General features: G+C 70.0%; 18 protein-coding genes and 1 riboswitch. Of the genes, 12 read left to right on the forward strand and 6 right to left on the reverse strand.

Features of this window, described 5'->3' with window-relative positions; all coding sequences use genetic code 11:
* Position 1 precedes the first annotated feature (1 nt).
* Positions 2–1,708, forward strand: a complete 1,707-nt coding sequence (locus AC3ZJJ_RS01430) for a fumarate hydratase (protein WP_489893493.1) — start codon at positions 2–4, stop codon at positions 1,706–1,708.
* Between the two features lie 92 nt (positions 1,709–1,800).
* A complete protein-coding gene (kynA, locus tag AC3ZJJ_RS01435) occupies positions 1,801–2,655 on the forward strand; it encodes a tryptophan 2,3-dioxygenase (protein ID WP_489893494.1) in 855 nt (284 codons plus the stop codon).
* A 28-nt stretch (positions 2,656–2,683) separates the two neighbouring features.
* On the opposite strand, the gene AC3ZJJ_RS01440 is transcribed toward kynA, so the two are convergent.
* A complete protein-coding gene (locus tag AC3ZJJ_RS01440; RefSeq protein WP_489893495.1) occupies positions 2,684–3,487 on the reverse strand; it encodes a M15 family metallopeptidase in 804 nt (267 codons plus the stop codon).
* Between the two features lie 153 nt (positions 3,488–3,640).
* Between AC3ZJJ_RS01440 and dcd the strand changes: the two genes are divergently transcribed.
* Entirely contained in the window at positions 3,641–4,222 is a 582-nt protein-coding gene (gene dcd, locus AC3ZJJ_RS01445; RefSeq protein WP_489893496.1) for a dCTP deaminase, read from the forward strand.
* Between the two features lie 142 nt (positions 4,223–4,364).
* Here the strand turns inward: dcd and AC3ZJJ_RS01450 are convergent, their stop codons facing one another.
* The gene (locus AC3ZJJ_RS01450) at positions 4,365–5,696 is read right to left on the reverse strand and encodes an MFS transporter (protein WP_489893497.1); all 1,332 of its coding nucleotides are present in this window, start codon (positions 5,694–5,696) and stop codon (positions 4,365–4,367) included.
* A gap of 154 nt (positions 5,697–5,850) precedes the next feature.
* On the opposite strand from AC3ZJJ_RS01450, the gene AC3ZJJ_RS01455 reads away from it, so the two are divergent.
* Genes AC3ZJJ_RS01455 through mnhG form a run of 6 tightly spaced genes read left to right on the forward strand, consistent with a single transcriptional unit; the run spans position 5,851 to position 12,460 of the window.
* Complete coding sequence (locus tag AC3ZJJ_RS01455) at positions 5,851–8,835, forward strand: Na+/H+ antiporter subunit A (protein ID WP_489893498.1); 2,985 nt, start codon at positions 5,851–5,853, stop codon at positions 8,833–8,835.
* Entirely contained in the window at positions 8,832–9,380 is a 549-nt protein-coding gene (locus AC3ZJJ_RS01460) for a Na(+)/H(+) antiporter subunit C (RefSeq protein WP_489893499.1), read from the forward strand. Before AC3ZJJ_RS01455 ends, AC3ZJJ_RS01460 begins: the two co-directional genes overlap by 4 nt.
* A complete protein-coding gene (locus tag AC3ZJJ_RS01465) occupies positions 9,377–11,026 on the forward strand; it encodes a Na+/H+ antiporter subunit D (protein WP_489893500.1) in 1,650 nt (549 codons plus the stop codon). The genes AC3ZJJ_RS01460 and AC3ZJJ_RS01465 overlap by 4 nt, the downstream gene beginning before the upstream one ends.
* The gene (locus AC3ZJJ_RS01470; protein ID WP_489893501.1) at positions 11,023–11,652 is read left to right on the forward strand and encodes a Na+/H+ antiporter subunit E; all 630 of its coding nucleotides are present in this window, start codon (positions 11,023–11,025) and stop codon (positions 11,650–11,652) included. The genes AC3ZJJ_RS01465 and AC3ZJJ_RS01470 overlap by 4 nt, the downstream gene beginning before the upstream one ends.
* Positions 11,649–11,918: an MrpF/PhaF family protein gene (locus AC3ZJJ_RS01475; RefSeq protein WP_489893502.1), complete on the forward strand. Its 270-nt coding sequence runs from the start codon at positions 11,649–11,651 to the stop codon at positions 11,916–11,918. The genes AC3ZJJ_RS01470 and AC3ZJJ_RS01475 overlap by 4 nt, the downstream gene beginning before the upstream one ends.
* Positions 11,918–12,460: a monovalent cation/H(+) antiporter subunit G gene (mnhG, locus tag AC3ZJJ_RS01480; protein WP_489893503.1), complete on the forward strand. Its 543-nt coding sequence runs from the start codon at positions 11,918–11,920 to the stop codon at positions 12,458–12,460. The genes AC3ZJJ_RS01475 and mnhG overlap by 1 nt, the downstream gene beginning before the upstream one ends.
* A gap of 34 nt (positions 12,461–12,494) precedes the next feature.
* Here mnhG and AC3ZJJ_RS01485 read toward each other — a convergent pair whose 3' ends face one another.
* The gene (locus AC3ZJJ_RS01485) at positions 12,495–12,764 is read right to left on the reverse strand and encodes a DUF4235 domain-containing protein (RefSeq protein WP_489893504.1); all 270 of its coding nucleotides are present in this window, start codon (positions 12,762–12,764) and stop codon (positions 12,495–12,497) included.
* Positions 12,765–12,834: 70 nt separating this feature from the next.
* A riboswitch (TPP riboswitch) is annotated at positions 12,835–12,963 on the forward strand.
* A gap of 50 nt (positions 12,964–13,013) precedes the next feature.
* On the opposite strand from AC3ZJJ_RS01485, the gene AC3ZJJ_RS01490 reads away from it, so the two are divergent.
* Both AC3ZJJ_RS01490 and AC3ZJJ_RS01495 read left to right on the forward strand, forming a co-directional pair.
* Complete coding sequence (locus AC3ZJJ_RS01490; protein WP_489893505.1) at positions 13,014–13,631, forward strand: ECF transporter S component; 618 nt, start codon at positions 13,014–13,016, stop codon at positions 13,629–13,631.
* Between the two features lie 14 nt (positions 13,632–13,645).
* A complete protein-coding gene (locus tag AC3ZJJ_RS01495; protein WP_489893506.1) occupies positions 13,646–16,105 on the forward strand; it encodes an ATP-binding cassette domain-containing protein in 2,460 nt (819 codons plus the stop codon).
* 23 nt (positions 16,106–16,128) lie between these two features.
* Here AC3ZJJ_RS01495 and AC3ZJJ_RS01500 read toward each other — a convergent pair whose 3' ends face one another.
* Positions 16,129–17,052 (reverse strand): aminodeoxychorismate lyase, encoded by a 924-nt coding sequence (locus tag AC3ZJJ_RS01500; RefSeq protein WP_489893507.1) that lies wholly within the window; start codon positions 17,050–17,052, stop codon positions 16,129–16,131.
* Between the two features lie 84 nt (positions 17,053–17,136).
* Between AC3ZJJ_RS01500 and cls the strand changes: the two genes are divergently transcribed.
* Positions 17,137–18,609, forward strand: coding sequence for a cardiolipin synthase (gene cls / locus AC3ZJJ_RS01505; RefSeq protein ID WP_489895630.1), 1,473 nt, complete (start codon positions 17,137–17,139; stop codon positions 18,607–18,609).
* Positions 18,610–18,628: 19 nt separating this feature from the next.
* Here the strand turns inward: cls and AC3ZJJ_RS01510 are convergent, their stop codons facing one another.
* Together AC3ZJJ_RS01510 and AC3ZJJ_RS01515 are read right to left on the reverse strand one after the other, a co-directional pair.
* A complete protein-coding gene (locus AC3ZJJ_RS01510) occupies positions 18,629–20,686 on the reverse strand; it encodes a chorismate-binding protein (RefSeq protein ID WP_489893508.1) in 2,058 nt (685 codons plus the stop codon).
* Complete coding sequence (locus tag AC3ZJJ_RS01515; RefSeq protein ID WP_489893509.1) at positions 20,676–21,179, reverse strand: low molecular weight protein-tyrosine-phosphatase; 504 nt, start codon at positions 21,177–21,179, stop codon at positions 20,676–20,678. The genes AC3ZJJ_RS01510 and AC3ZJJ_RS01515 overlap by 11 nt, the downstream gene beginning before the upstream one ends.
* Positions 21,180–21,196 lie beyond the last annotated feature (17 nt).

The raw sequence follows: 21,196 nt of genomic DNA on the forward strand, positions 1-21,196 counted from the left end.
CATGACGGAATTCCAGTACGAGGACCTGCTGCCGATCGGCCAGGACGAGACCCCCTACCGCCTGCTCACGACCGATGGCGTGAGGACCGTGGAGGGGCCCGGCGGCCGGACGTACCTCGAGGTGGATCCGGAGACCCTGGCGCTTCTCTCCCGCACGGCGCTGCACGACATCTCGCACTACCTGCGCCCGGCGCACCTCCAGCAGCTGCGCAACATCCTCGACGACGCCGAGGCCAGCCCGAACGACAAGTTCGTGGCCCTCGACCTGCTCAAGAACGCCAACATCGCGGCCGGCGGTGTCCTGCCGATGTGCCAGGACACCGGCACCGCGATCGTTATGGGCAAGCGCGGCCAGCGGGTCGTCACGGAGGGCCCGGACGAGAAGTCCCTTTCGCAGGGCATCTACGACGCCTACACGCAGCTGAACCTGCGCTACTCGCAGCTGGCGCCGCTGACCATGTGGGAGGAGAAGAGCACCGGCAACAACCTGCCCGCGCAGATCGAGCTCTACGCCGACACCGAACCGGGCCACGAGAACCAGTACAAGTTCCTGTTTATGGCCAAGGGCGGCGGTTCCGCGAACAAGTCCTTCCTGTACCAGGAGACCAAGGCCATCCTCAACGAGAACTCGATGCTGAGGTTCCTCGACGAGAAGCTGCGCTCGCTCGGCACCGCGGCCTGCCCGCCGTACCACCTGTCCATCGTCATCGGCGGCACGAGCGCCGAGTTCGCCCTCAAGACCGCGAAGTACGGCTCGGCCAAGTACCTGGACGGGCTGCCCACGACGGGGTCCATGACCGGCCGGGGATTCCGCGACGTCGAACTCGAGGAAAAGGTCCTCGAGCTGACCCGACACTTCGGAATCGGCGCGCAGTTCGGCGGCAAGTACTTCTGCCACGACGTCCGCGTGGTGCGCCTGCCCCGCCACGGCGCGTCCCTGCCGGTGGCCATCGCCGTCTCCTGCTCCGCCGACCGTCAGATGCTGGCCAAGATCACGCCGGAGGGCGTGTTCGTCGAGAAGCTGGAGACGGATCCCGCCCGCTTTATGCCGGACGAGACGCACGCCGCCGTCGCCGAGCACGGCGAGGACGCCGCCGGCGTCTCCGGCACCGGCGGGAACTCTGTCGTCAAGATAGACCTGAACCGCCCGATGGACGACATCCTGACCGAGTTGACGCGGCACCCCGTCAAGACGCGGCTCTCCCTGAGCGGCCCGCTGGTCGTCGCGCGCGACATCGCGCACGCGAAGATCAAGGAGCGCCTCGACGCCGGAGAGGACATGCCGCAGTACCTCAAGGACCACCCGGTCTACTACGCCGGCCCCGCAAAGACTCCCGAAGGCATGGCGTCCGGCTCCTTCGGCCCGACGACGGCGGGTCGCATGGACTCCTATGTCGACCAGTTCCAGGCGGCCGGCGGCTCCAAGGTGATGCTGGCCAAGGGGAACCGCTCCCGCCAAGTGACGGAGGCGTGCGACACCCATGGCGGCTTTTACCTTGGCTCCATCGGCGGACCGGCCGCGCGGCTGGCCCAGGACTGCATCAAGAAGGTCGAGGTCCTCGAATATGCGGAGCTGGGAATGGAGGCCATCTGGAGGATCGAGGTCGAGGACTTCCCGGCGTTCATCGTGGTCGACGACAAGGGCAACGACTTTTTCGCGGAGACCCTGAAGCCGACGTTCACGGGCATCCCCGTCCGCGCACGCTAGACGGACGGCCCGCCGGTGCGTGGTGTGGGCCCCCGGCGTAGGCTGGATCCCATCAACCACCACGTTCCGGCGCCGCCGGAGAAGGGACGGGCATGTCCGTCGAGAAGAACACGCGGGCCCTCGAGGACGGCATCGAGACCAACTTCCGGGACAAGATGAGCTACGGGTCCTACCTGGGCCTTGACACCCTGCTCGCCTCGCAGCACCCGGTGAGCCGGCCCGAGCACCACGACGAGTTGCTCTTCATCATCCAGCACCAGACCTCCGAGCTGTGGCTCAAGCTGATGCTGCACGAGTTGCGGGCCATCGTGGTCCGGTTGCGGAACGACGACCTGCGCTACGCGCTCAAACACATTGCCCGCGTCAAGCACATCCAGCGCACGCTGACCGAACAGTGGAGCGTGCTGGCCACGCTGACCCCGTCCGAGTACGCGGAGTTCCGCGGGGACCTGGGGTCCTCCAGCGGCTTCCAGTCCTACCAGTACCGTGCGGTCGAGTTCCTGCTGGGCAACAAGAACGCCGCGATGGTCGCCGTGTTCGACGCCGATCCGCAGGCGCACGAGCTGCTCACCGAGCTGCTGGCGACACCGTCGCTGTACGACGAGTTCATCCGGCTCCTGGCCCGCCGCGGCCTTCCCGTCCCGGCCGAGTTGCTGGAGCGCGACGTCACGCGCGCGCACGTGTTCAACGAGGCGCTGGTGGGTGTCTACAAGACGGTCTACGAGAGCGCCGGGGAGTACTGGGACCTGTACGAGGCCTGCGAGGAATTCGTCGACCTCGAGGAAAACTTCCAGCTATGGCGCTTTCGCCACCTCAAGACCGTGGAGCGCACGATCGGGTTCAAGCGCGGCACGGGCGGCTCCTCCGGCGTCGGCTTCCTCCAAAAGGCGCTGGAGCTGACCTTTTTCCCGGAGCTGCTGGCCGTGCGCACGGAGGTCGGCGCCTGATCCGGAGGTCCGGTCGCCGAGCCCGGCCTCAGAAGGGCCTGATGCGCAGGCTCCACTTCGGGTACCAGTCCAGCGACGGCGCCTCGGGACGGGCAATGGTGGACGGCGTTCCGCCGGAACCGGGAACCTCGCCGGCCCCCTCGACCGTCACCGCGGCCGCGAACTCCTCGAAAGTCTGCGCGCCGGTTTCCGCCATGGCGGCCACCGCCGTCGTGCCGATGTAGCGGAGGTGCCAGGGTTCGTACTTGTACCCCGTGACGTCCTCCTGGCCGTCGGGGTACCGGACGATGAACCCGAACTCTCGCGCGTTGCCGTCGATCCACCGCCCGGCCGGGGTGTCCCCAAAGCAGCGTTCCAGCGAGCATTCGCCGCTGGCGAGGCCGACGTCGGCGGCAAGTCCCAGCTGGTGCTCGCTGGTGCCCGGCTTGGCCGAGATGGTGGAGGCGTAGGCCTCTCCGTAACGCGCCACGTAGCGGCGGTAGAGCGCGTCCTGGCGGGAGTGGGACCGGTAGGCGCTCTCCACCATCAGTCGGTGGCCGTCGGCGGCCGCGTGCTCCAGCAGGACGGCGAGGGCGACGGCGGCCTCGGGCGCCATCAGGTTCTCGGAGCCGCCGGCCGGCGTCAGGTCGGCGGGCACGTAGTCGAGGGGATCTAGCGGGTTCTTGCCGTTGACGAGCACGGTCGCGGCGGCCGGGTCGGAGAAGTCGAACACGGCGTCCTGGTCCGCGGAGGTCGCGGCCGCCGCCGGTGCCGTCCCGGCAAGCGCCAGCGCCGCGGCGGCCACAAGTGCCGCGCCCCCGTAAATCCGGCGCTGAAGTGCGGGTTCGTCCATGGTTCGTCCATCGCTAGGGCGGGCGCTGCGCCCGCCTCGGGTGTGTTGCACTCAGGGTATCCCTCCGCGGCCCGGGCGGACAGCCAAGGCATCGACTCGGGTGGCGCCGAAACGCTTGCCGGCGAACGCCGCCCGATGGGATATTTTGGACGGGTGCTGATCTCAGACCGCGACATCCGGACCGAACTCGACTCCGGCCGCATTGCGCTGGACCCCTACGACCCTTCGATGGTGCAACCCTCGAGCGTCGACGTGCGGATCGACCGCTTCTTCCGCCTCTTCGACAACCACAAGTACGCGCACATCGATCCGGAGCTGGACCAGCCGGAGCTGACCCGGCTGGTTGAGGTCGAACCGGACGAGCCGTTCATCCTGCACCCCGGGGAGTTCGTCCTGGGTTCCACCTACGAGGCCGTCACGCTTCCGAACGACGTTGCCGCCCGGCTCGAGGGGAAGTCGTCGCTGGGCCGCCTCGGACTGCTGACCCACTCGACGGCGGGCTTCATCGATCCCGGCTTCTCCGGGCACGTGACGCTTGAGCTCTCCAACATGGCCACGCTTCCCATCAAACTCTGGCCGGGCTCGAAGATCGGCCAGCTGTGCTTCTTCAAGCTCAGCTCCCCGGCAGAGCACCCCTACGGTTCGGGCGAATACGGCAACCGCTACCAGGGGCAGCGGGGACCGACGGCGTCGCGCAGCCACCTGAACTTCCACCGCACCCGGCTGGAAAAGTAGGACCGGAAAAGTAGGGCCGGAAAAGTAGGGCCGGAAAAGTAGGGCCGGAAAAGTGCGGCCGGAGAAGTGCGGCCGGAGAAGTGGCAACCGGTTGGACGCGGAACCGCACGGGAGCGGGACCGTGGGATGCCGGGGCCGGCGGCTAAGGGTTCTGGCGGGCGGGCCTGCGCACCGGCAGCAGCAACAGAAGGCCGATCAGCAGGACCGCCAGGATGCCGAGGATCCCGAACCGCTGGGCGCCACCGGCGGCGACGTGCGGGGTGGCAAGCACGATCGCCAGCGAGAACAGGGCGGGCGCCATAAAGCTGACCGCCCTGCCGGTCGTCGCGTACAGGCCGAAAAGTTCCCCCTCCCGCCCCGGCTCCGCCAGCCGGGCGACGAAAGCGCGAGCCGAGGACTGCGCGGGCCCAACGAACAGGCACAGCAGGAGCGCGAACACCCAGAAGCCGCCGGCGTCGGGGGAGAGGAACACTCCGCCGCCGGCCACCAGCAGGCCGACGAGCGAGCCCATGATGACCGCCTTCGGGCCGATCCTGTCGTCCAGCAGGCCGCCCACCATGGCGCCGATCGCCGCCACCACGTTTCCGACGATGGCGAAAACGATCACCTGGGACGTCGAGAAGCCGAAGGTCCCCGCGGCGATGATGCCGCCGAAGGTGAACACGGCGGCCAGGCCGTCCCGGAAGACGGCCGCGGCGATCAGGAAGTACAGCGTGTGCGGAGCCGACGCGGCGAGCGCCTTCACGTGCCGGCCGAGGATGCGGTACGACTCCAGGAAGCCGACCTTGGACGTGTCCACCCTTCTCGGTACCTCGGGCACGGCGAAAAGGACAGGCAACCCGAATACCAGGAACCAGATGGCGGAGAACACGGCCACGAGGCGCAGGTTCAACGAGCCGTCCTCGGAGGCGCCCGGCCAGTCCACGATCGGCTGCACAAATCCGAAGAGGACGATGGCCAGGGCGATGATGCCGCCCAGATATCCCATGCCCCATCCGAAGCCGGACACCTTGCCGATGGTCGTGGGGGTGGAGACCTGGGGCAGCATGGCGTTGTAGTTCACGGTCGCGAACTCGGCGAAAACGCTGGCCACGGCGATCAGCGTGACGCCGAGGATCAGGAACCTCGGTTCCGGGAAAACGAAGAAGCAGGCGGCCGTCGCCAGGGTCACCAGGACGGTGTTCACGCCCAGCCAGAAGCGGCGCCGCCCGCCGGCGTCGGATCGCTGTCCGGTCACCGGCGCCAGCAGCGCGATGACGACGCCGGCGATCGCGAGCGCGTTGCCCAACACCGCCGAGTTGGAGTCCGTTTCTCCGAACAGCGGGCTCGCCAGGTACACCGTGAAGACGAACGTGGTCATAACCGCGTTGATGGCCGCGGAGCCCCAGTCCCAAGATGCCCATGCCAGAACCTGCCGGTTGATGGGTCTCGCGGCGTTGGCGGGGGCCGGCGCGGCCGCGGGCTGGTGGCTCATGGTTGAATCGTAACGCTCTACGCGTAATTGCCCCGCCGAACGGCCCCCCTGGTCCGGCGGGGCCCGGCCGAACTGTTAAAGTTAAGTCAGCCCTTGACCACCTGCCACGACGCCCAGCGGTGTCTACGCAGTTTGCGCCCACCAGGAGATCATCGTGCTCGTCGTGCTCATCGCTCTGTTCGCGGTGGCCGCCGTGGCGCCCTTAATCTTCCGCAGGTTGGGCCGGGGAACGTTCTACGTGTTGGGCGCGGTGCCCGCGGCCGGCTTCGTGTGGCTCCTCGTCAACTTCAGCGAATTCACCTCGGCCGAGCAGGCCGCCGCGTCGGGCGAACCCAACGCACCGCCGTCCACCGTGGTCACCTGGATCGAGTCGCTGCACCTCGAGGCGGCCTTCCGCATGGACGCGCTCGCGGCCGTCATGAGCCTGCTGGTCCTCGGCGTGGGCGCGCTGGTGCTCTTCTACTGCGCGCGCTACTTCAAGAACGAGGACGCCAACATCGGCCCGTTCGGCGCGCAGCTGCTCGCCTTCGCCGGGGCCATGTTCGGCCTCGTGACGGCGGACGACCTGATCCTCCTGTTCATCTTCTGGGAACTCACCACCGTCCTGTCCTACCTGCTCATCGGTTTCTCCCGGACACGAATCTTCGCCCGGCGCTCGGCGCTGCAGGCCCTTATCGTCACCACGTTCGGCGGATTGGTGATGCTGCTTGGCCTCATCATGCTCGGCGACGCCGCGGACACCTACAGGCTTTCCGACATCATGGCCCAGGCCGGCGCGGTGGCGGCCCAGGGCACGGCGGTCGACGTCGCCATCCTCCTGATCCTGATCGGGGCCGTCTCCAAGTCGGCCCTGGTTCCCTTCCACTTCTGGCTCCCGGGCGCCATGGCGGCGCCGACACCGGTGTCCGCGTACCTGCACGCCGCGGCCATGGTGAAGGCCGGCGTGTACCTGGTGGCGCGACTGGCCCCCGGCTTCTCCGAGACCGCTTTCTGGCATCCGGTGGTGCTGGGTCTGGGGTTGGCGACCATGCTGGTGGGCGGATGGCGCGCGCTCCGCCAGAACGACATCAAACTGCTCCTGGCCTACGGCACCGTCTCCCAGCTCGGCTTCCTGATCCTTGTGGTGGGCATCGGGACGGCCAACGCGGCCATGGCCGGCATCGCCATGATGCTGGCGCACGGGTTTTTCAAGGCCACGCTCTTCCTGGTGGTCGGCATCATCGACCACAAGGCCGGAACGCGCGACCTGCGCCAGCTCTCCGGCCTGTGGCGGACGTCGCCCAAGCTCTTCGCCGTCGCAACCATCGGCGCCGCATCCATGGCGGGCCTGCCCCCATTCTTCGGCTTCGTCTCCAAGGAGTCCGTCTTCGAGACCCTGATCGACGGCGCCGCCGGCGGGCCGGGAGGAACATGGCTGCTCACCGGCGTCGTGGCGGGTTCGATGCTCACGTTCGCGTACAGCGCGCGCTTCGTGTGGGGAGGCTTCGCCACCAAGCCCGGAGTTCCCGCCACCTCCTTCAAGCCCGTCCCCTGGCTGTTCCTGGCGGCGCCGCTGCTGCTGGCCGTCGCCACCGTCTTCTTCGCCTTCGCGCCCGGCATCCTTGAGGACGCGATCGCCCCCTACGCCGCGCTGTTCCCAGCGCAGGAGCATTCCGTCCACCTTGCCCTGTGGCACGGCTTCACTCCGGCGCTCGGCCTCTCCGGCCTCGTGGTTGTGGTGGGTGTCCTGTTCTTCGCGCTGCGAGGGGCGGTCTCCCGCGCCCAGAACCTGCTGTACCCGGTCCTGGACGCCGAGCGCGCCTACAAGTACATCCTGGGCGCCACGGACGAGGTCGCCGTCTGGGTCACCGGCCGCACCCAGCGCGGTTCGCTGATGTTCTACCTGACGGTCATCCTCTCCGTGGGCCTGCTGACTCCGGCCGTCGCGGTCATCTGGTTCGAGACGCCGCTGCCGCGTGAGATCGTCTGGTTCGACACCCCGGCGCAGCTGATGGTCGGCGCGTGCATGGCCGTGGGCGCCATCGCCGCGATCAAGGCCAACAAGCGCTTCCTCGCCGTCCTGATGGTGGGAGTCACGGGCTACGGCATGGCCATCATGTTCGCCCTGCAGGGGGCACCCGACCTGGCGCTCACCCAGCTCCTGGTGGAGACGATCGTAATGGTGGCCATGGTCCTGGCGCTGCGGACGCTGCCCGCCCAACTGTGGACATCCAACCCGGCCGGGCACCGTGTCCTCCGCGCGGCCATCGGCATCGGATTCGGCCTCGTGATGATCGCCGTGGCCGCGACGGCCATGGCCTCGCGCACGGCGGACCCCATCTCCCTCCAGTTCCCCGCGCTCGCCTACTACGGCGGAGCCGGCGGCAACATCGTCAACGTCACCTTGGTGGACATCCGCGCCTGGGACACTTTCGGTGAGATCACCGTTCTCGCGGCCGCCGCGACCGGCGTTGCCAGCCTGATCTACGTGCGCGGACGCGGCGACGACAAGCGAAGCATGGAGGACGTCGAGCCGGGCTCGGTGGACCGCGGATCCGAGCACATCCACGAGCCGAACCGGTCCGCCGCGGCGCTGGCCATCGCCCGGCACTTCGCCAAGTCCGCCAAGGACGCCTGGATCGTGGCGGGGCGCACCCTTGCCCCGGAGCGCCGCTCCATCATCCTTGAGGTCGTCACGCGGCTGCTGTTCCACTCCTTGATCCTCGTGTCCGTCTACTTGCTGCTCGCCGGGCACAACACGCCCGGCGGCGGCTTCGCCGGGGGCCTGCTGGCCGGGCTGGCCCTGGCCATCCGGTACCTGGCCGGCGGACGGTTCGAACTCGCGGAGGCCACGCCGATCAGCCCGGGCACGCTGCTGGGCCTCGGCCTCGCCGCCGCCGCACTCGCCGGCGTCGTGCCGTTGTTCTTTGGAGGACAGGTGTTCCAGTCCGCGGCCTTCGAGTTCTCGCTCCCGGTGTTCGGCGACCACAAGTTCGTCACGTCGACCATCTTCGACATCGGCGTCTACCTGGTGGTGGTCGGGCTGGTCGTGGACGTGTTGCGCAGCCTCGGCTCCGAGATCGACGAACGGTCCGAGGGCGCCGCGCCGCACCAGGACCACGAGCCCGCCGAGGCCCAGGCCGAGGGGGTGGCCCGATGACCGTCAACGCGACCCTGCTGGTGGTCATGGGCGTGCTCTTCGCCACGGGAATCTACCTGCTCCTTGAACGCAGCCTGACCCGCGTGCTGCTGGGCCTGATGCTCATCAGCAACGGCGCGAACCTGTTGCTCCTGGCGACCGGCGGCCTTCCGGGGCTGGCGCCGCTCTTCAACGCGGACGTCGCCGCGGAGGAGTATTCCGACCCGCTGCCGCAGGCCCTGATCCTCACGGCGATCGTGATCACCTTCGCGGTGACGGCCTTTATGCTCGCGATCATCTACCGCTCGTGGGTGATCGCCCGCCGCGACGAGGTTGTCGACGACGTCGAGGACCGCCGCGTCGCGGCCCAGTCGCACTTCGACTTCGAGGAGGACTCGGAGGTGGCGGCGGATACCACGGAGTTCACCGATGAAGACGACGACGAGGCCGCCTCGCGGGCCACGGCGGCGGCCACGCGGTCTCGGGACAGATCGGACCGGCGCCAGGCGGCGTCGGAGGAAAGCGCCGGAACCAACAACCATGGACGGAACAGGGAGGCACGATGACCGAACCACTGGCCGCCGTGGCCTTCGCCCCGCTCGCCGTCGCCCTGCCGATCCTTGGCGCCGCCCTGGCGTTCGTGCTGCGCCGGCACACCCGCGTCCAGCGCGCGGTCACTATCTCCGCGCTGGTCCTGACGCTGGCGCTCGAGGTCTGGATGCTGTCCTCCGCGTGGGGCAACGGAGCCCAGGCCGTCCTGTTGGGCGGCTGGGCGCCGCCGTTCGGCATCTCCATGGTGGTGGACGAGTTCTCCGCCCTGATGCTGGTGGTCTCGACGGCAGTAAGCCTCGCCGTGTTGCTCTACGCGACCGGGCAGGGCATGGCCGACGGCGACGAGGACGGCCCCGTCTCCGTCTTCCACCCGACCTTCCTGATCCTGGTGGCCGGTGTTTCCAACGCCTTCCTGGCCGGCGACCTCTTCAACCTGTACGTCGGCTTCGAGATCCTGCTGACGGCCTCATACGTCCTGCTCACGCTCGGCGGAACCACGGCGCGGATCCGCGCGGGCGTGACCTACGTCGTCGTCTCCGTGGTTTCCTCCATGCTGTTCCTCATCGCCATCGCGATGATCTACGCGTCCACGGGCACGGTCAACATGGCGGACCTCGCCATCAAGCTGAACGAGCTCGATTCGGGCACGCAGATGGTCCTGCACCTGATGTTGCTGGTGGCCTTCGGCATCAAGGCCGCGGTCTTCCCGCTCTCGTTCTGGCTGCCGGACTCCTACCCGACCGCGCCCGCACCCGTGACGGCGGTGTTCGCGGGCCTGCTGACGAAGGTCGGCGTCTACGCGATGGTCCGCACCGAGACGCTCCTGTTCCCGGGGGACCGGATCAATTCCCTGCTGATGGTCGTCGCGCTGCTGACGATGGTGGTCGGGATCCTCGGCGCCATCGCGCAGGCGGACATCAAACGTATGCTCTCCTTCACGCTGACCAGCCACATCGGCTACATGGTCTTCGGACTCGCGGTCGGCAACGTGGCGGCACTGGCGGCGACGGTCTACTACGTGGCGCACCACATCATCGTCCAAACGTCCCTGTTCCTGGTGACGGGCCTGATCGAACGCCGCGCCGGGACATCGAACGTGGACCGCCTCGGCTCGCTGTCCAAGCTCTCCCCGGTCCTGGCGGTCCTGTTCTTCGTGCCGGCCATGAACCTGGCCGGCATCCCGCCCTTCTCCGGATTCCTCGGCAAGCTGGGGCTGCTACAGGGCGGCATCGAGCTGGGGACGCCCCTGGCCTGGACGTTGCTGGTCGGCGCCGTGGCCACCTCGCTGCTCACGCTGTTGGCCGTGGCCCGCGTCTGGAACCGCGCCTTCTGGCGCAAGGCGGAGGACGCGGAGAACCCGGATCCGCTGCTGCTGGTGGGCGCGGCCGACGGCGGCCGCGTGACCACGTACAGCCACGTCGCGAACTTCCCGGCGAGCCGCTTCAGCGAGCGCGGCGACATCGAGCTGCTGCCGCGGACCATGGTGGGATCGACGGCCGCCCTGGTGCTGCTGGGCGTCTCGCTGACGGTCTTCGCCGGGCCGCTGTTCGATCTCAGCGACCAGGCAGCGCGCGCCATGCTGGACCGCACCGACTACATCGAGGCCGTGCTGGGGACCGACTCGGCGCCCACCGATCCGGTGAAGGGGGTCGCCCCGTGAGCCCGACCCGCCCGTCCGCCCTGGGGATGCGGACCCCCGGCGCGACGTCCCGGCGGCGGAAGCGCGCCAGGTTCCTGGTGGAGCTTCCCCTGCTGGTGTGGATGGCCGTGGTGTGGGGAGCCCTGTGGCAGGACTTCAGCGCCGGCAACCTGGTCTTCGGCTTCCTGATCTCGCTCGGCGTCGTCTCCACGTTCCGGCTCCCGCCGGTGGAACTGAGCGGCAGGTTCAACGTCCTGCACGCGGCGCTGTTCGCCGTCCGCTTCGTGTGGGACGTCGCCGTGGCGAGCTTCCAGGTCTTCGGGGTCGCCCTGTTCAGGGGGCCGAAGGTGCGCAACGCCGTCGTCGCCATCAAGCTGCGCAGCCGCGAGGACCTGATGACCACCACGCTCTCCCATGTGCTCACGCTGGTGCCGGGTTCCTTTGTGGTGGAGGTGGACCGCCCCCACGCGACCATCTACCTGCATGTCCTGAACGTGAACACAGTGGCCGAGGCGGAGGACTTCCGCCGCACCGTGCGCGACACGGAGGCCCGGCTCATCCGCGTTATGGGAACGCGCGAGGAATTGGCCGCGCTCAACGCCGAGGACGGCGCCGTCGACGCGCCGGAGCAGGAGAGGAAAGCATGATCTTCGACATCGCGGTCTGGGTCGCCGGGCTCCTGCTTGCCGCGGCAGCCACCCTGGCGATCGTGCGCATCGCCCGCGGGCCCTCGATCCTGGAGAGGGTGCTGGCGCTGGACGTGCTGCTGGCGATCCTCATCGCCGCGCTCTGCGTGGACATGGCCGCCAACCGGCACATCAACAACCTGCCGTTTGTCGTGGTCGCCAGCGTGGTGGGCTTCATCGGCTCGGTCACCGTCTCGCGGTACGTCACGGACAGGAGGAACTCCTGATGCAGGATGCGGGAATCGGCACCGCCGTGGACATCGTGTCCGCGCTCTGCCTGGTTGTGGGGGCGCTGATGTCGCTCGCCGCGGGGATCGGCATGCTGCGTTTCCCGGATCTGCTCTCGAGGATGCACGCGGCGACCAAGCCCCAGGTGCTCGGCATGCTGCTGATGCTGACGGCCGTGGGACTGCAACTCGGCCAATGGTCGCTGGTCCCGGCCCTGCTGCTCGCGTGGTTGTTCCAGCTGCTCACGGCGCCCGTCAGCGCCCACATGGTGGGCCGATCCGGCTACCGCACCAAGCACCTGAAGAAGGAGACCCTGGTGCTGGACGATCTTGACGAGGTCGTGTCCCGCGCGGCCGACGGGCACCTCCACCCCGTGGACGGAGCGGGCCGGGTCGACGCCCTGTCCGTTCCCCCGGCGGCGGCCGAGGCCGGGGCGGAGTCCGGGGCCGGAGCCGCGCCACAGAGCGGCACGGGGCCCGCGGCCGATGACGGTGAGGCCGCGGATGGTGCGACGCCGGGCCCCGAGGGCGCCCGCAACTAGCCGGCGCCCCGGTGGGGCCAGGACTCGTCCGGGCCTAGACCTCGTCGAGGTTGTTGCCAAAGCGGGCGATGGCGCGCTGCGTGCCGCGGTTGGTGGCGACCTGGATGATGGCCGCGACCACGGAGGACACCACGGCGAAGCCGAGCGCCTGCCGCAGGGAGGCCTCCGCCTGGCTTTCCGGATTGGCCGGCTTGGGCGGCTCGTGTCCGGTGATCTTTGTCCAGACCGCGTCCACAAGCTTGGCGCCCACCAGTCCCGCGCCCAGCGACACGAGCGTGCCCACAACCTTCAGCAGTAGTTTCACGTGCGATGCTCCCGTCGTTTGGGGTGATTACCCGCCCAGCATAGCGCGGGGATAGACTGGGAAAACTGAACACCTACGACAGGGGAGCGTCAGGATCCGGCCGCCAAGGCCGGGCCACGGACGCTGAGAGTGCGCATCGACGCAGACCCTCGAACCTGCTCCGGCTAGTACCGGCGAAGGGAGTCGAGATCTCAGGGTGAGCTGCTTGCCGGCTCTTCCTCCCCTCCTTGCCTCAAGGAGGAAAAACCCATGACCACCCTGCAAAATCCCCGCCCCGTGCGCGCCTCGTGGCGTGTAGTCGACATCGTTGTGGCCGCCGTGATCGCGGTGGCCTCCGGCGTCGTCTTCTTCGGCTGGAACACCCTCCACCACGTCCTGGACTTCCTGTTCGTGGCGTTCCCGCCCTCGTCGGCCCTGCTCGCGGGCTTCTGGCTGTTCCCGGCCGTATTGGGCGCTCTGGTCATCCGCAAGCCCGGCGCCGCGCTGTTCTGCGAGACCGTCGCCGCCGTGGTGTCGTCGTTCCTGGGGTCCGAGTACGGCTGGACCGTCCTGGTGTCGGGGCTGGTGCAGGGCCTGGGCGCCGAACTGGTCTTCGCCGCCTTCCTGTACCGCAACTGGGGGCTCCCCACCGCCCTGCTCGCCGGCGCGGCCGCCGGCCTCTTCGGCGGTGTCAACGACGCGTTCATCTTCGAATGGTTTCCCGAGTACACCGACGCGATGAAGCTGGTCTACGTGGTCTGCATGACGGTCTCCGGAGTCGTCGTCGCCGGCCTGTTGTCCTGGCTTGCGACGCGCGCGCTGGCGCGCACTGGAGCCCTCTCCGCGCTGGCCTCCCGCAAGGCAGGCCAGGAACCGGTTCGGGGCTAGGGACCGGATCCGACGTGGCCACACCACCCATCCCCGATACCGCCGGAGTTCCGGCCGGCCGCGCGGCGGCACCGCGTCAGGCTGCCCCGGCGGACGCACGGACCCCCGCCCGGCCGCCGGCCTCGGTCGGCGCGCGCGGGTGGGGCTGGCGGCACGCCGGCCGCGACGCCCCGGCGCTTCGCGGACTGGACCTGGACATCCGCCCCGGAGAACGGATCCTGCTCGCCGGGCCGTCCGGCGCCGGCAAGTCCACGCTGCTGCACGCGCTGGCCGGCGTGCTCCACGAGGACGAGGACACCGCATCGACGGGGGAGCTGTCGATCGACGGAATCCCCGCGCACGCCTCGGGGGGCCGCGCCGGGCTGATGCAACAGGATCCCGAAACCCAGGTGGTCCAGGCCAGCGTGGGCGACGACGTGGCCTTCGGCGCCGAGAACCTCGCCGTTCCGCGCGAAGAGATCTGGCCCCGCGTGCGCGCGGCGCTCGACGCCGTCGGGCTGCGGGTGGGGCTGGACTATCCCACCTCGGCCCTGTCCGGGGGACAGAAGCAGCGCCTGGCCCTCGCCGGGATCCTCGCCATGCGGCCCGGGCTGGTGCTGCTGGACGAGCCCACGGCCAACCTGGACCCGGACGGCGTGGTGGAGGTTCGCGACGCCGTGGTCGCGGCGCTGGACGCCAGCGGGGCGACGGCGGTCATCGTCGAGCACCGCCTCGACGCGTGGGCGCCGCACGTCGACCGTGTGGTGGTCCTGGAGCCGGGCGGCGGCGTCTGGCACGACGGCACTCCGGCCGAACTCTTCGGGCCCGGTCCGGTCCGCGAAGAGCTGATCCTCGCCGGCGTCTGGGTACCCGGGCACGTCCCGACGCTCCCGGTGCGAGTGCCGCCGGCGACGCCCGCCGGCGCGCGGGCGGGTGCCGCGCCGGGCGCCGTGCCCGCGGGCGGCGCGTTGCTGCGGGCGGACAGGCTGTCCGTGGCCCGCGCGCGTGGGGGGCCGGAAGCGCTGGGCGGGGTAGACCTGGAACTCGCGGCCGCCGGCGCGCTGTGCATTTCCGGACCCAACGGCTCCGGAAAGTCCACCCTGGCCCTGACGCTGGCCGGACTGCTGCCCGAGCGATCGGGAGAGGTGCGTGCCGGGGCCGCGCTGATCCACGACGGGGCGGGCGCCCCGTTGCCGGAGCGCCCGTACCGGTGGAAGGCGGCCGATCTCGTCAGCCGCATCGGCACCGTCTTCCAGGAGCCCGAGCACCAGTTTGTCACCGCCACGGTGCGGGACGAACTGGCCTTCGGTCCCCGCCGGGCGAGGGTTGCCGGCACCCGCCGTCCGCTCTTCAGCGAGGAGCAGATCGCGGCGCGCGTGGATGACCTGCTGGACCGGCTGCGGCTCCGTCACCTGGCCGACGCAAACCCCTTCACGCTCTCCGGCGGCGAGAAGCGGCGCCTCTCGGTCGCCACCGTTGTGGCCTCCGGGCCGTCCGTGCTGATCGTCGACGAACCCACGTTCGGCCAGGACCTGAACACCTGGCGCGAGCTGGCGCTCCTGCTGCGCGAACAGCTCGACGCCGGGGCCTCCGTTGTGGCCGTCACCCACGACGAGCACTTCGCCGCGGCGCTGGGGGCGCGGACGCTGGCCATCGAGGCGCCTGCGGTGCCGCAATCCACTGCGGCCGCACCGCGGTCCGGGCTGCTCGAGCCCGGCGCCTCCGGGCGCAACAGTTTCCTCGGGAGGGCAAACCCGCTGGCGAAGCTCGCGGCCGTTGCCCTGACGACGATCCCGCTGGTGGCGACGCTGGACTTTGTCAGCGCCGGCGTTGTGGTGCTGGCGACCCTGTTCCTTCTGCCGCTCGCGGGCCTCTCCGCCCGGCGCTTCCTCGCGCGGGCGTGGCCGCTGTTGGTGGCGGGCCTGTTCGGGGCGTGGGGGACCGCGCTTGTGGGCAACGATTCGGGCGAGGTCCTGCTGGACCTCGCGGTCTTTACGGTCACGGAGGGCTCCCTGGCAGCGGGCCTGGCGACCGGATTGCGCGCATTCGCCGTCGCGGTGCCGGCGGTCCTGGTCTTCTCCACCACCGACCCCACGGACCTCGCGAACTCTCTGGCGCAAAAGGCGCGGCTGCCTCACCGCTTCGTCCTGGGAGCCTTGGCCGGAATGCGCCTGCTTGGCCTTCTTGTGGAGGAGTGGACGACCCTGGGCATGGCGCGGAGGGCCCGCGGTGTCGGCGCCCACGGCTCGCTGGGGCAGCGGGTCGCGGCGAATCTGGGCCAGGCGTTCGGCCTGCTGGTGCAGGCGATCCGCCGGGCCTCGCGCCTCGCGGTCACCATGGAGGCCAAGGGCTTCGGCGGGGCGCGACGGACGTGGGCCCGCAAATCCGTGTTCGCCTGGCGCGACCTGGGGATCGTGGCCGGCGGCGCGCTCGTCGGCGCCGCAGCCGTGTGGGCCGCCGTCGCGGCGGGCGCTTGGAACCTCGTCTGGGCCTAGCCGCGGTGGTGCGCCCCGTGCGGTCAGCGGATGGCGTCGACCATGGCCGTGAGTTCCGCGTGCAGTTCGGCGTCGCGGGACAGCTCGACCCCGTCGAGCGAGTTCACGGGGGCCAGGAGCCGGACGCTGGAAACCAGCCACACGGCGTCGGCCTGGATCAGATGCTGCGGTTCCAGGGGCCCGTACCCCAGATCCCAGCCGGCCGCCTCGGCGGCGGTGAAAATGGCGCCCTGCGTGGTGCCGGGCAGGATGCCTGTCTCCAGCATCGGGGTGATGAGGCGCTTTCGGTCGCCCTCGCGGACGGCGAGGAGCACGGTGGACGTGGGGCCCTCCAGCACCCGGCCGTCGCTGGAAACGAAGATGACGTCGTCCGCTCCCAGCTTGCGGGCGTGCCGCAGCGCGGCCATGTTCACGGCGTAGGACAGGGTCTTGGCGCCCATCAGCAGCCACGGCGCGCGCTCGGCGACCGTGGAATCGTAGCCGCGGTCCAGCAGGAGAACGGCGACTCCCGCGGCGCGTTGCCTGCGGCCCAACGCGGGGGCCGGCGCCACGGTCACCCAGGCCGTGCCGTGCGGGGCGCCCTCGGTGCCGCGCGTTGCAACCAGCTTAAGGACCGCCTCGTCGTTGTCCTGGGCGTCCTTGGACCCCGGGGCGTCGGCGGAGCCGGTCCCCGCCGCGCGCCCGGCCCCGTAGGCGTCCACCGCCGTCGCGATGGCCGCGCGCCAGGCCTCCTCCGTGGGAAGGGACAGGTCGCAGCTGGCGGCGGACACGGCCATGCGTGCCAGGTGCGCGTCGAGCTTGCGGACAACCCCGCCCTTGTAGAGTGCGGACTCGAAGACGCCGTCGCCGCGGGTGATCCCTTGGTCGAGCACGGAGAGCTGCGGGACGGACGCGTCGGCCACCCGGCCGGCCGGGTGGGAGGGCTCCACAAACACCAAGACAGTCATGGATTAACCCTACGCCCGGCTCCCGACGGTTGCGGCTAGGCTGATAGGCATTGCTCGGGGTGACTTGGAGGTTCCGTGTTCGACATGCTTGCCCTGTGGGAGAGGCTTCCCGGATGGCTGCTGGGGGCCGCGTGGGTCGTGGACATGGGCATCAGGCTCCTGATGCTGGGCGTGGTTCCCGGCAACCGGCGCCCCACCACCGCCATGGCCTGGCTGCTGGCCATCTTCTTCCTGCCGATCGTCGGCCTGGTGCTGTTCCTGCTGTTCGGAAACTTCCGGCTCTCGCAGCGCCGTATCCAGCGGCAGAAGGACGTCAACGACCGTGTCCTGGAGTCCACGCGGCACCTGGACATCGACGACAGCGAATTCGACGCCCCGGAGTGGGTCCGGTCCGCCGTCGAACTGAACCGGAACCTCGGCGCCTTCCCCATGCAGGAGGGCAACGCGATCGAGTTCATCACGGACTACCGCGAGTCCCTGGGGGCGATGATCGAGGAGATCAACGGCGCGAAGCGCTACATCCACGTGCAGTTCTACATCGTGGGGGACGACGACGAATTCGCCGGCCCGCTGCTGGACGCCCTTGACGCGGCCGCGGCGCGCGGGGTGAAGATCCGCTTCCTGTTCGACCACCTGGGCACCCTGCGGATCAAGGGGTTCTCCAAGCTGAAGCAGCGCCTGGACGACGCCGGAATCGAGTGGCGCGCCATGCTCCCCGTCTCGCTCAAGCGGCGGCAGTGGCGCCGTCCGGATCTCCGCAACCACCGCAAGATCCTGGTGATCGACGGCGAGGTGGCGTTCACCGGCAGCCAGAACCTCATCGAACCGGGCTACAAGCGGGCGTCCGCCCACGCGGCGGGGCGCGAATGGGTCGACCTGATGGCCCGCATCCGCGGACCCCTGGTCACCGGGCTCGACGTGGTGTTCGCGACGGACTGGTCGCAGGAGACCGACGAGAACCTGATGGAGGACGTCACACGCGCCATGCCGGAGGGGCCGCACGGGCCACTGACCGGACAGATCGTGCCCAGCGGCCCGGGCTTCGAGTTGGAGAACAACCTGCGGCTCTTCACCACCCTGATCTATTCGGCGACCGAGCGCCTGACCATCACGAGCCCCTACTTCGTCCCGGACGATTCGCTCCTGTACGCCATGACGACGGCGGCCCAGCGCGGCGTGGACGTAGAGCTGTTCGTCTCGCAGACCGGCGACCAGCTGCTGGTCCACCACGCGCAGCAGTCCTACTACACGCAGCTCCTCTCCGCCGGTGTGAAGATCTACCGCTACCACTCGCCGATGGTGCTGCACTCCAAGTGCTTCACCGTCGACGACGAGGTAGCCGTCTTCGGCTCCTCGAACATGGACATGCGGTCGTTCTCCCTGAACCTGGAGGTGTCCGTGATGCTGATCGGCGCCGACGCCGTCGCGGAGGTGTCGCGCGTGCAGGACGGGTACCGCGCGTCGTCGAAGCTCCTGACGCTCGAGGAGTGGAAGGCTCGTCCGCCTCTGGCCCGTTGGGTGGACAACGTCGCGCGGCTCACCGCGACGCTGCAGTAGGCGGTTCCCGCAGCGGAGCCTAGGCGGACGGGAAATCCGATCCCAGGGCGCTGAGCACGCCGTGCGCCTTGGCGAGGACCTCGTCCCATTCGTCCTCCGGGACCGAGTCCGCGGTCACCGCGCCGCCCACCCCCAGGCTCAGGCGCCACCCGGCAGTGCCCACAACCTCCTGCATGGCCAGCGTGCGGATGACCACGGAGAGGTCCGCCGCTCCCGTGTGGGAGAAGTAGCCGAACGCGCCGGAATAGACGCCGCGGGCCCGGCCGTCCTCCAGCCTGTCCAGGATGGCCATGGTGGAGATCTTCGGGGCGCCGGTCATCGAGCCCGGAGGGAAGGCGGCCGCCACCGCCTCCGCGCGCGAGGCGTCCGGGCGCAGCCGCGCGTCGATGGTGGAGACGAGCTGATGGACCGTGGCATAGGACTCCACCGCACACAGCCGGGGCACCGTGAGCGTCGCCGGATCGGCGGAGCGCACCAGATCGTTGCGGAGGAGGTCGACGATCATCACGTTTTCCGCGCGGTCCTTGGGCGAGGACGCCAGCTCGTCCCGCAGGCGGCGGTCCTCCAGCGGATCCGCGGACCGCCGCCGGGTGCCCTTGATCGGTTCCGCGCGCAGCGCGCCGTCGGCCCCCACCCGCAGGAACCGTTCCGGCGACGTGCCCGCGACGGCCGTGCCGCCGAACCGCGCGTAGTTGGCAAACGGCGCGGGATTGCGCGCGCGCAGGAGCCGGTACGCTGCCCACGGATCCCACCCCGCTTCCGCGACGTCGGCGCGCAGCGCCGTCGTCAGGCAGATTTCGTAGCTGTTGCCCTCGAAGATCTCGCGCTGCGCGTCGCGCACCTTGGCGAGGTACCCCGAGCGGCCATCCAGGGAGGCGAAGCTCGGCGCGGGCGGACCGGGGGCGTGCCCTCCGGGACGTTCCGCGCTGGCGTTCGCGACGGCCGCGGCCGCGGACTCCATCCACTCGTCGGCGTCGGGCGCGGCCAGGGCCAGCAGCCAGGCGGTCCCGGACTGGTGGTCCATGACGACTGCGCGGCCAGCGTGGAGCAGCGCGGCGTCCGCGGCGCTCCCGGCGGCGACTGAGCCGCCGACGTCGGAGCCGCCGCATTCCCGCTTGAGCTCGTAGCCCAGCCACCCCAGCCAGCCGAGGCAAAATCCGGACTCGAAGCCCTCCGGCGCGTGGAGCCGCGGGGAACCCCACGCCATGTCCAGCCACGCGAAGAACGGTCCGCGGACGCTGGCGACCGCGGAGCCGACCGTGTACCGCGTGGTGCCGGCCCGGTGCTCGGCCACCGCGCCGGCGGCGCCTCCGGCGTCGGCCATGATGCTGAAGCGGTTCCGCCCGCCGGGGTCCGGGTCCCCGGTGTTGGAGGAGTCCAGAAGGACGGCGTGGGTGCTGCCGCCGTAGAGGTCCTCGAACAGGCGGGGCGCCGTTGCGCCGGCGGGCAGCGGGACCGCCCGGTGCAACAGGGTGGGGGAGGCCGCCTGCGCGATCTCCGGGTGCAGTGCGGCCCGCAACGCGGGGACAGACAGCAGTGCTCGCAGGGCGTCTCCCGGAGCGCGGCCGTCGGCGGCGTTGTGGACAACGACGTCGGCCGCCTCCCGGACGGGGTCGCGGGACAGCCACGCGGCCTCCTGCGCTGCCCAGCGCTCCCAGTGCGGCGCATAGTTCTGGCCGTCCCGCTCCAGGGCGCGGCGCCGCCGCTCGTCGTCGGACACCTCCACCCACACGATGGCGTCCAGGTGCTCCCGGGCCGCGGCGGCGGCCGCGCCGACTCCCTCGATCACCACAATGGGGGAGGCCGCCGTGGTGCGGCGCTCGCCGCCGGCTCCCGCGGCCCAGTCCCAGGCCGTCCAGCGCGCGTCCTCACCCCAGTGGAGCGGATCCAGCACGTCGCTCACGTAGGCGTCGATCCCCGCGCGCAAGCCGTCCCATCCGGGATAAAGGTCTTCCAGGTGGAACAGGGACACCGGGCGGTGCCGGCGCAGTTCCGTGGCGAGTTCCAGCCCGATGGTGCTCTTGCCGGCGCCCGAGCGGCCGTCGACCGCGATGATGACCGGCGCGCTACGCCCCACGCGCCTCGGCCGTCTCTTTTCTGACGTGCTCAACGAGTCCGGGCAGCGCGGAACGGATCATGTCGCGGCACAGCTCGAAGTCCGCCGCGTCGCCGAACCACGGGTCGTAGATGCCCTGGTCCGCCGGCCCCAGGCCGGACAACGCCGGGTCGAAGGAACGCAGCATGTGTACCTTGGCCTGGTCCGCGGGGTTGCCCGCGAGGCGCCGCAGCTCGGCGTAGTGGTCCATGTCCAGGGCGAGCACCAGGCTGGTGGTGGCGAAGGACTCGTGCGTGAACCGGCGGGCGATGTGGGCGCCGGCGTCGAGCCCGTCCGCGGCGAGGAGCTTGCCCGCGCGGGGATCCACCGGATTGCCCGTCTCCCAGTCGCTGGTGCCCGCGGAATCGACAGCGACGTCGGTGACGCCGGCGTCGTCGAGCGCATGGCGGATCATAAATTCGGCCATGGGGGAGCGGCAGATGTTGCCCGTGCAGACGGCGGTGATCCGGTACATGGGAACAGTCTAGATTG

Source organism: Arthrobacter sp. AOP29-A2-19 (assembly GCF_058138025.1).

Excerpts from the sequence above, each read along its gene's own strand:
- AC3ZJJ_RS01430 (WP_489893493.1), top strand. The coding sequence starts at position 2 with ATGACGGAATTCCAGTACGAGGACCTGCTGCCGATCGGCCAGGACGAG.
- kynA (WP_489893494.1), top strand. The coding sequence starts at position 1,801 with ATGTCCGTCGAGAAGAACACGCGGGCCCTCGAGGACGGCATCGAGACC.
- AC3ZJJ_RS01440 (WP_489893495.1), bottom strand. The coding sequence starts at position 3,487 with ATGGACGAACCCGCACTTCAGCGCCGGATTTACGGGGGCGCGGCACTT.
- AC3ZJJ_RS01450 (WP_489893497.1), bottom strand. The coding sequence starts at position 5,696 with ATGAGCCACCAGCCCGCGGCCGCGCCGGCCCCCGCCAACGCCGCGAGA.
- AC3ZJJ_RS01460 (WP_489893499.1), top strand. The coding sequence starts at position 8,832 with ATGACCGTCAACGCGACCCTGCTGGTGGTCATGGGCGTGCTCTTCGCC.
- AC3ZJJ_RS01465 (WP_489893500.1), top strand. The coding sequence starts at position 9,377 with ATGACCGAACCACTGGCCGCCGTGGCCTTCGCCCCGCTCGCCGTCGCC.
- AC3ZJJ_RS01475 (WP_489893502.1), top strand. The coding sequence starts at position 11,649 with ATGATCTTCGACATCGCGGTCTGGGTCGCCGGGCTCCTGCTTGCCGCG.
- mnhG (WP_489893503.1), top strand. The coding sequence starts at position 11,918 with ATGCAGGATGCGGGAATCGGCACCGCCGTGGACATCGTGTCCGCGCTC.
- AC3ZJJ_RS01490 (WP_489893505.1), top strand. The coding sequence starts at position 13,014 with ATGACCACCCTGCAAAATCCCCGCCCCGTGCGCGCCTCGTGGCGTGTA.
- AC3ZJJ_RS01500 (WP_489893507.1), bottom strand. The coding sequence starts at position 17,052 with ATGACTGTCTTGGTGTTTGTGGAGCCCTCCCACCCGGCCGGCCGGGTG.
- cls (WP_489895630.1), top strand. The coding sequence starts at position 17,137 with ATGCTTGCCCTGTGGGAGAGGCTTCCCGGATGGCTGCTGGGGGCCGCG.
- AC3ZJJ_RS01515 (WP_489893509.1), bottom strand. The coding sequence starts at position 21,179 with ATGTACCGGATCACCGCCGTCTGCACGGGCAACATCTGCCGCTCCCCC.